Here is a 3,891-nt window from a genome sequence, read left to right on the forward strand (position 1 = left end):
CCGCCGACGCCTACATCTCCTCCTACAACATCTACATGCACCACGTGACGACGACGGACGGCGAGCGCCCCTTCCCCAAGGGGATGCGCCTCCTCTCCCACTGGAACCTGCGCGACCAGATCAAGGCCGACTACGCGGAGAAGGACGGCCTCGTCCGCCAGCGGCTGATCGCGACGGTCATGGAGCGGATCGTCCGCCAGGAGATTCCGAAGGCGGTCGTGGACAACCCGCTGCTCGACTGGACGCCGGAGACGAACGACGTCCTGATCTCCTCGGTGATCGACGACAACGCGCCGCTCGGCGCGCAGGCCGTGGCCACCGACGCCCGCGAGCCGGACGACCGCTACAGGATGTGGCTGGGCGTCTTCAAGGCCGAGCAGGCCGTGGACGCCAACGAGCGCGAGCTCAAGACCCACGTGGACCGGATGTTCGCGCGCGAGCGCGAGATCCCCGAAGCCGACGTGCGGCGCCTCGCCGAGCAGGTCCTCTCCGCGCCGCTCGGCGCCGAGGTCGGCCAGCTGATCTCGAAGCGGCTGGGCCGCCCGCTGGAGGCGTTCGACATCTGGTACGCCGGCTTCCGGCCGCGCGCCCAGTACACCGAAGATCAGCTCTCGGAGATGACGAAGAAGAAGTACCCCACCGCGCAGGCGTTCGCGGCCGACATGCCGCGGATCCTCACGGCGCTCGGCTTCTCCGCCGAGAAGGCGCAGTACCTGGCCGACCGCGTCGTCGTCGAGCCGGCCCGCGGCTCGGGCCACGCCTCGGGCGCGGCGCGGCGCGACGACAAGGCCCACCTGCGGACGCGGGTCGGCGCCGACGGGATGGACTACAAGGGGTACAACATCGCCGTCCACGAGTTCGGCCACAACTGCGAGCAGGTGTTCTCGACCAGCGAGATCGACCACACGCTGCTGCGCGGCGTGCCGAACACCGCCTTCACCGAGGCGCTGGCGTTCATGTTCCAGGAGCGCGACCTCGAGCTGCTCGGGCTGCCGGCGCCGGACGAAAAGGCGCGCCAACTGCTGACGCTCGACCAGTTCTGGGCGGCGCGCGAGATCGCCGGCGTCGCGCTCGTGGACATCGACGCGTGGCGCTGGCTCTACGACCACCCGAACGCCAAGCCGTCCGAGTTCCGCGAGGCGGTGGTCGGGATCGCGCAGAACGTCTGGAACAAGTACTTCGCGCCGGCGATGGGCGTGAAGGACTCGCCGATCCTCGCCGTCTACTCCCACTTGATCGACGCGGGCCTCTACACGCCCGACTACCTGATCGGCCAGCTGATCCAGTTCCAGCTCACCGAGAGTTTCCGCAAGGCCGGCCCGGACAAGTTCGGCGCCGAGTTCGAGCGGGTGGCGACGTGCGGCCGGCGGACCCCCGACCTCTGGCAGCGGAAGGCGGCCGGCGGACCGATCGCCGCCGAGCCGCTGCTCGACGCCGCGGCCGCGGCGTTCAAGGGCGCTTCCGCCGCCGACTGAGTTCTTCGCTCCTTCGCGCGCGGGACGGGGTTCGCCTCGTCCCGCGTTTCTATTCGGTCGAACGAACGCAGTCCGCGGCGGCCTCGCCGCCCCGAGCGGGGCGTTCGCCTCGTCCCGCGTTTCTATTCAGTCGAGCGAACCGCCGCGCCGCACGGCCCAGTCGGCGAGGCAGTAGACCGACCAGAGCGCGGCGTCGGCGGCGACGCGGCGTCGCTTGTGGAGGTCGAGGAGACGCCGCGCGGCGTCCACGTCGAGCAGCCGCGCGGCGGCGGGGTCGTGGATCCGCTCGAGGAACGAAGCCTCCAGCGGACCGGCGAGCCAGCGCCCGATCGGCGCGTCGAACCCCTGCTTCGGGCGGCGCGCCATCTCCGGCGGCAGGAGCGGCAGGACCGCGTCCCGCAGCACCCGCTTGCGCACGCCGCCGCCGAGCTTGTAGTCGAGCGGCAGCGCGCGCGCGAACGCGGCGACGGCGCCGTCGAGCAGCGGCACGCGGACCTCGAGGCCGTGGGCCATGCTCGCCAGATCGACCTTGTGCAGCATCCGGTCGGGAAGCGTGACCGCCTCGTCCGCCGCGAGCATCGCCGGCAGGCCGGGCGCGCGTCCCGCCATCGCCTCGCCGGCCCTGTCCAGCGCGCAGGCCGCGTCGAGGCGCAGCTCGGGGCGATAGAGATCCAAGAGGCGCGCGACGGGGGCCAGCGGCGCCTGCAGGGCGAGCCAGCGCGGCGCGTCGTCCAGCTCCGCTGCGGCGAAGAACTTCCGCGCGCGCCGCACGCCCTCGCCGAAGCGGCTCGCGCGCGACGCGGGAAGCGCCGCCGCGCCGACGGCCGCGGCGCGGCGCAGCGGCCGGGGCACGCGCAGCCACGCGGCGCGCCGCGGTTCGAGGTCGTACTTGCGGTAGCCGGCGAAGAGCTCGTCGGCGCCGTCGCCGGAGAGGGCGACCGCGGCGCCTTCCCGCGCGAGGCGCGAGACGAGCCACGTCGGCAGCAGCGACGGGTCGGCGAACGGCTGGCCGCACCCGGCGAGGATCGGCTCGAGCGCGGCGCGCGCCTCGGCCGCGGCGACGCGGTGAACGACGTGCCGCAGCCCGAGGTGGCGCGCGACGCGCTCCGCCCACGCCGTCTCGTCGATCACCGGCTCGTCCGCGTAGCCGATCGTGAACGCCTCGAGGTCCCGTCCCAGAAGACGCGAGACGACGGCGGCGAGGCACGACGAGTCGAGCCCGCCGGAGAGGAACAACCCGACCGGCACGTCCGCGACGAGCTGCCGCTCGACCGCCGCGGCGACGAGATCGAGCAGCCGCCGCGGCGCTTCGTCGTACGGCGGGACGTCGGGCGCCGGCGGCGGCGCGAGGCGCGTCGTCGTCTCCGCGCCGTCGCCGCCGAAGCGCCGCAGCGTTCCCGGCTCGAGCGCGCGAACGGCCTCGTAGATCGTGCGCGGCCCCGGCACGAAGCCGAGCGCGGCGTAGGCCCCGAGGGCGGCGCGGTCGATCCGGCGCGGCAGCGGCGCGGCGTCCACGAGCGGACCGAGCTCCGACGCGAACCAAACCCGCCCCGCCTCGTCGCGGCCGTAGTAGAGCGGCTTGACCCCCGCGAGGTCGCGCCCCAAGGTCAGCGAGCCGTCGCGCGGATCGAACAGCGCGAAGGCGAAGATGCCGTCGGCGCGCCGCGCGGCCCGCGCCGCCCCCCACGCCGCGCATCCGGCGAGCAGGACCTCCGCGTCGCCGTGGCCGCGGAACGTCTCGCCGCGCGCCTCGAGCTCCCGCCGCAGCGCGGGAACGTTGTAAAGCTCGCCGTTGTAGCAGAGCGCCGTCCCCGAGGCGTGGACCATCGGCTGCGCCGCGGCCGGCGTGAGATCCTGCACGGCGAGTCGTCGATGGGCGAAGGCGCAGCGACCGAAGCCGCGCAGTCCCCCTTCGTCGGGGCCGCGGTGGGCGAGCGCCGCGCCGAGCGCGCGCAGCGCGGCGAGCGCCCGCTCGTCGAGCGGAGCGCCGCGCGGGTCGAAGCAGCCGGCGACGCCGCACATCAGCCGCGCCGCGCCGCCGCGGCGAGCAGGCGCTCGTAGAGCGCCTCCTGCCGCCGCACCATGTCGTCGATGTCCCACTCCCCCGCGCGCGCCGCCCCCGCGGCGCCCATCCGCCGCGCGAGCGCCGGATCGTCCAGCAGCGACGCGACCGCCGCGGCCAGGCCCTCGACGTCGCGCGCCGCGCGGAGGAAGCCGGTCTCGCCGTCGGCGACCGCCTCCGGCGTTCCGTCCACCGCCGTCGCCACGACCGGCTTCCCCGCGGCCATCGCCTCGGGGACGACGCGCGGCAGCCCTTCGTGGAGCGACGTCAGGAGCAGGACGTCGAGATCGCCGACGATCGTCGCCGGATCGTCGCGCCAGCCGAGCAGCCGGACCCGTGCGCCGATCCCCGCCG

At 74.6% G+C, this 3,891-nt stretch carries 3 protein-coding genes; 1 reads left to right on the forward strand and 2 read right to left on the reverse strand.

Annotated features, from left to right (window positions below):
• Positions 1-1,475, forward strand: a 1,475-nt coding sequence (locus LLG88_02905; GenBank protein MCE5245857.1) for a hypothetical protein, incomplete at its 5' end; no start/stop codon positions are given.
• Positions 1,476-1,601: 126 nt separating this feature from the next.
• Here LLG88_02905 and asnB read toward each other — a convergent pair.
• Both asnB and LLG88_02915 read right to left on the reverse strand, forming a co-directional pair.
• A complete protein-coding gene (gene asnB / locus LLG88_02910; GenBank protein MCE5245858.1) occupies positions 1,602-3,497 on the reverse strand; it encodes an asparagine synthase (glutamine-hydrolyzing) in 1,896 nt (631 codons plus the stop codon).
• Positions 3,497-3,891 (reverse strand): glycosyltransferase (locus tag LLG88_02915; protein ID MCE5245859.1); only part of this gene is annotated, 395 nt, incomplete at its 5' end. The genes LLG88_02915 and asnB, both read right to left, overlap by 1 nt.

This window comes from bacterium (assembly GCA_021372775.1).
Lineage (GTDB): Bacteria > Acidobacteriota > Polarisedimenticolia > J045 > J045 > JAJFTU01.

Excerpts from the sequence above, each read along its gene's own strand:
- asnB (MCE5245858.1), bottom strand. The coding sequence starts at position 3,497 with ATGTGCGGCGTCGCCGGCTGCTTCGACCCGCGCGGCGCTCCGCTCGAC.